The organism is Leuconostoc sp. (genome assembly GCF_965300815.1).
Map to the genome: position 1 here is coordinate 1 of NZ_CBDKZH010000089.1, position 5,053 is coordinate 5,053.

General features: G+C 44.0%; 5 protein-coding genes. 1 reads left to right on the top strand and 4 read right to left on the bottom strand.

Annotated elements, in window-relative coordinates; all coding sequences use genetic code 11:
• Position 1: 1 nt before the first annotated feature.
• Complete coding sequence (locus tag ACW12G_RS06095; RefSeq protein WP_455647520.1) at positions 2 to 1,018, bottom strand: zinc-dependent alcohol dehydrogenase family protein; 1,017 nt, start codon at positions 1,016 to 1,018, stop codon at positions 2 to 4.
• Between the two features lie 181 nt (positions 1,019 to 1,199).
• Between ACW12G_RS06095 and ACW12G_RS06100 the strand changes: the two genes are divergently transcribed.
• The gene (locus ACW12G_RS06100; protein ID WP_068850726.1) at positions 1,200 to 2,174 is read left to right on the top strand and encodes a LacI family DNA-binding transcriptional regulator; all 975 of its coding nucleotides are present in this window, start codon (positions 1,200 to 1,202) and stop codon (positions 2,172 to 2,174) included.
• 34 nt (positions 2,175 to 2,208) lie between these two features.
• Here ACW12G_RS06100 and ACW12G_RS06105 read toward each other — a convergent pair whose 3' ends face one another.
• From ACW12G_RS06105 to pepF, 3 genes are all read right to left on the bottom strand, one after another.
• Positions 2,209 to 3,132, bottom strand: a complete 924-nt coding sequence (locus tag ACW12G_RS06105) for a phosphoglycerate dehydrogenase (protein ID WP_146976313.1) — start codon at positions 3,130 to 3,132, stop codon at positions 2,209 to 2,211.
• A gap of 47 nt (positions 3,133 to 3,179) precedes the next feature.
• A complete protein-coding gene (locus tag ACW12G_RS06110; protein WP_010006087.1) occupies positions 3,180 to 3,578 on the bottom strand; it encodes a cytidine deaminase in 399 nt (132 codons plus the stop codon).
• 72 nt (positions 3,579 to 3,650) lie between these two features.
• Positions 3,651 to 5,053, bottom strand: a 1,403-nt coding sequence (gene pepF / locus ACW12G_RS06115) for an oligoendopeptidase F (protein ID WP_455647521.1), incomplete at its 5' end; no start/stop codon positions are given.

Below are 5,053 nucleotides of genomic sequence, written 5' to 3' on the forward strand. Positions count from 1 at the left end.
GTTACGCTTCTTCGCCACCAACCTTCACAACAGCCTTTGACACCACGCCAAGCTTGCCGTTCAAGAAGTCTTCAACAGTGGCATAGTCCAATTCATGTGAAATCAAAGGTTCAACATCCACCTTACCTGATGCCAACAAAGCCAATGAGTCTTCAAAGGCATTTGGATTGATGAATGAACCTTGAATTGTCAATTGCTTTTGGAAGACTTCATAAGTGTTCATTTCAAATGTGTCGTCTGGACCACCCACACCAAACATCAACACTTGACCACCACGTGCAGCAGCTTCAATCGCTGCTTCTTGTGTCTTTGGTGAACCAACCGCTTCAATGACAACGTCATATTCACTATCAGGAATCTTGTCACCGGCCATTGTGTTGAATGTGCGCTTTGCATCAAACTTGTCCTTCGCCATGGCCAACTTTTCATCCACAATACCAGCCAAATCAACTTCGTGAATACCGTAAGCTTGCAAAATTTGGACAAACAATTGTCCCATGAAGCCATCACCAATGACAAGTGCCTTTTGGTATGGTGATACCTTCAACAATTGAATGCCGTGAACGGCACAAGAAATTGGTTCAACCAAAGCTGCCGCCTTCAATGACACATTGTCTGGGATTGGGTAAACAACTGAGGCAGGTGCTGTGAAGTAGTCTTCAAAGCCACCGTCACGCGTCACCCCGATAGCTGAGAGATGTTCGCATAATTCTGGACGTCCTGTACGGCAGTACTTGCATTGACCGCAGTAGATGTTTGGGTCAACTGCCACACGATCCCCAACCTTAACGTTTGTGACTTCTGAACCAACTTCGACAACCACACCTGAATTTTCGTGACCTAAGACGATTGGTGGCACCGCTGGTGCAGAACCAGGCAAACCAGCATACAACGCATGGTCGGTACCACAAATACCAGCAAAGGCTGTATGAATCTTAACTTCGTCAGGCTTGATTTCAGGTTGTGCAATTTCTTTCAATTCCAGTGACTTAATACCAGTCAACACTAATGCTTCCATGTTTTCCGCTCCGTTTTACTTGTGATGTTTTTAACTTATAAGACCATATTAACCCTTTTAAATAATTTGTCAAGCGTTAAGCAATTTTTTTGCTAAAAGTTTTGCCGCGAAAAAGTGTATAATAGAATGTGCTTAGTGATTAAAAATGCAACACAATTTTTAGCAGTAAACGGAGGTTTCAATGGTTGCAAAATTAAGTGACGTCGCCGAATTGGCCGGCGTTTCAATTACAACAGTATCACGCGTCATCAATAATTATGGTTCCTTGAGCCAAAAAACGATTGATAAAGTTCATGCTGCCATGCGCGAGTTGCACTACCAACCAAATGCCATGGCTCGCTCACTACAAGGTAAATCGTCACAATTTATCGGTTTAATTTTCCCTAACATTCAAAATCCCTTTTTTACCGCTTTAGCCACGGAAATCGAACAACTCTTATTTGAAAAAGGCTACAAAGTGATTATTGCCACAAGTGCCAATAACATTGAAAAAGAACAACAATATTTGCAAATGTTAGCAGCTAATCAAGTGGAAGGTATTATCACCTCATCACATAATCTCGGTATCGCCAGTTATCAAGATAATTTTCTCCCAATCGTGTCATATGATCGTCATTTAGCAGATAATATTCCGATTGTTCATGAAGACAATTATCGCGGTGGCTATCTCATTGGCGAATATCTTGTCTCTCAAGGGACTAAGAATCTGCTGGTATTATGTGACAACGACCCTTCTGCATCCCCAACCGCACAACGTTATGTTGGCTTTGCGGATGCGATTGCCAATAAAAGCCGCTTAATTGAGCACAGTATTAATTCTAATTCTAATGAATTTGCCAGTGCCGAAGAGATGGCAGAGATTGTTGACTTGATTGTGACAGAGAAAGTAGATGGCGTCTTTGCTTATAATGACATGATGGCTGTCCAGCTACAAAATGCGCTACGCCGGGCAAACATTCGTGTCCCTGAGGACGTGATTGTGGCAGGGTATGACGGTTCACCAATTGTCCAACAGTTGCACCCCGATCTCCCAACAATCGTGCAGCCAATCCATGAGGCCGCACAACGTCTCATTGACGTCCTATTTGCTGAAATTAATCATGAAGCATTACCAGACCTTGACATGCTCCCTGTTTCATTACACAAACCTGAATAAAAAAACACGTCGCCCTAAAAAGGCGACGTGTTTTTTAATTGACTTGGTTTTTTGGTGCTTCACCGTTTAAGACACGCACAACTTCTTGTGCTGCCGCTAACCCAACCGCATCAAACGCTTCAACTGATTTTGCCGCCACGTGTGGTGTGACAAAAACATTTGGTAATGTTAATAATTCATTATCTGGTGCAACTGGTTCAACCGTGACCACATCTAGCCCCGCACCAGCAATCTCACCTGTCTTCAAGGCGGCAATTAAGGCCGCTTCGTCTACGACTGCCCCACGCGCAATGTTAATTAAGACGGCATTGCTTTTCATTTTCTTGAAAACAGCCGTATCAATCATATGTTGCGTTGCTGGCGTTGCTGGCAGCGCCAAGATGATATAGTCTGCTGTCGTATAAATCTCGTCTAACGTGGCCATACGCCCGTTTTTGACAGGTTTGTCATGTCGGGCATAGGCTAGCACGTTGACATCAAATCCCGTCAGCAATTCATCAATTTTTTGACCAATAGCCCCAAAACCAATAATGCCGACTGTCTTATGCGAAACTTCTTGCCCCGTCCCATTTGGCACGTTGGGGTCAGTAATGCTCTGTCGTTGTTGATAGAAATAACGTCCAGCCATCAACATATGCATGACAGCCGTTTCCGCAACCGCCGTTGCATTCGCCCCTGGCGTATTGGTGACAACAATATCATGTGCCGTTGCATCGGCCAAATCAACATTGTCATAGCCCACACCATAACGCGCAATCACTTTAAGATTTGGCATCTGTGATAATAGTTGCTCGGATAGCGGATGCATCATTAAAATCACCGCATCTACATCAGCTGCGGCAAGAAAATCGGCATCTGATTGTTGTGGATTTGAAATCACTTCTAAATCATGGGCTTTTAAATAATCAATTGCGGCTTGTGCTGTGCCGTCAAAAACGAGTACTTTTTGCTTTTGCATATGCTCTCCTTCAAGTCAGTACTTTTAAGCGACGTATCAACGTGATACTACGCCAGTGCGTTAAATGACCCTGGCATTAAATCCGCAATCGTCGTTTGCACACTTTTGCCAGTATCATTAATCAACCAAATTGGCATGTCGGATGGGAAAAGTTCGACCATGACTTGTCGACATGCACCACAAGGGGCAATTGGCTCACTTGTGCGCCCGGCAACTACTAAACCAGCAAACTGGCGATGACCAGCTGCCATGGCACTAAAAATAGCAGTGCGTTCTGCACAATTGGTGAGACCAAAAGAGACATTTTCGATGTTGATCCCTTTAAATACAGTGCCTGATGCTGTCAATAACGCAGCACCCACTGGAAAATGTGAATACGGTGTATAAGTTTCGTCAAGCGCTTCAAGCGCAACAGCCACTAATTCTTCGGGCGGTGTCGTTTGCATGTTGTTGTTCTCCATTTATTGTCCTATCATTTTACCATAAACATGGCAGTACCATAAGACAGATCAATGTGGTTACTTGTGAACTAACAAATCTGTCAACTGATCGAGACGCTTTTCAAACACGCCAAAGGCTTCCTTCAAATAATCCGCTTGCGTCATATCAACCCCTGCTTGGCCGATAACGGCTAATGGATAGTCTGAGGCACCGGCCTTTAAGTAGTCTTTATACGCTTCTGCCCCATTCTGGTTCAAAATACGATCAGCTAAAGTCGTCGCTGCGGCTTCACCAGTGGCATACTGATAGACATAATAATTGTAGTAGAAATGTGGAATACGGGCCCATTCATACGCGATTTCTTCATCCGGGAAGAGATCTGGCCCATAGTACTTCTGATTCAATGCTGCATAGTACGTGCTCATCGCGTCAGCTGTTAACGCCACCCCAGCGGCACTTTGTTCATGAATCCAATCTTCAAATTCTGCAAATTGAGTCTGTCGGAACACCGTGCCCTTAAAGCCATCAAGATACTGATTCAAGACATAAGCTTGGAATTTTGGATCATCATTTGTCTTTAACAAATAATCCGTCAGTAGGCTTTCATTGGTTGTTGACGCAATTTCAGCTAGGAAAATTGGGTAATCACCATAATGATAAGGTTGTGCTTGACGGGTCAAATAAGAATGCACTGAGTGTCCCATTTCATGGGCCAAAGTGTAGACGTTATTTAAGTTATTTTGCCAATTTAACAAAATAAAGGGGTTCGTGTCATAGGTGCCACTCGAATAAGCGCCAGTACGCTTGCCCTTATTTTCCACCACATCAATCCAGCGTTCGTCAAAGGCTTTTTTAACCACGGCAATGTAGTCTGGTCCTAATGGTGCCAAAGCGGCCAACACAATGTCTTTGGCTTTGTCATAAGTGACATCAAAATCAATCTCATCGACCAACGGTACGTAGAGGTCGTATGAGTGCACATCGTCAACACCCAAAACTTGCTTACGGAGTGATACAAAGCGATGCAACAATGGCAAATTGGCATCAACCGTTTCACGTAACGTTTCAAATACTGATGTGGGTAGGCTATGTGGCAGAATGGCTGCTTCCCGTGCTGAGCGATAGTGACGCACTTTCGCTAAATAGTTATGGCCTTTGACATGTGACGATAACGTTGACGCAAAAGTATTTTGCAAGGCAATGTAACTATCGTACAAGGTTTCAAACGCTTCTTGGCGCAATTCACGTGACTTAGATTCCAGCAACAGGCTGTAAAGACCATTTGTTAATGGCACCACTTCACACGTTTCAGTATGGACATCCCCAAAAGTCATGTCGGAGTTATCTAGCGCACCAAAAGTGTTTTCTGACGCGTTAAAAATATCCCCTGCTCCGGCCAGCAGCGCTTCCTGTTCTGCTGGCAAGGTGTAAGGCTTTTGCGCCAGAATTTGATCAAATAAATGTTGGTAAGGTTGCAACC

Excerpts from the sequence above, each read along its gene's own strand:
- ACW12G_RS06095 (WP_455647520.1), bottom strand. The coding sequence starts at position 1,018 with ATGGAAGCATTAGTGTTGACTGGTATTAAGTCACTGGAATTGAAAGAA.
- ACW12G_RS06100 (WP_068850726.1), top strand. The coding sequence starts at position 1,200 with ATGGTTGCAAAATTAAGTGACGTCGCCGAATTGGCCGGCGTTTCAATT.
- ACW12G_RS06105 (WP_146976313.1), bottom strand. The coding sequence starts at position 3,132 with ATGCAAAAGCAAAAAGTACTCGTTTTTGACGGCACAGCACAAGCCGCA.
- ACW12G_RS06110 (WP_010006087.1), bottom strand. The coding sequence starts at position 3,578 with ATGCAAACGACACCGCCCGAAGAATTAGTGGCTGTTGCGCTTGAAGCG.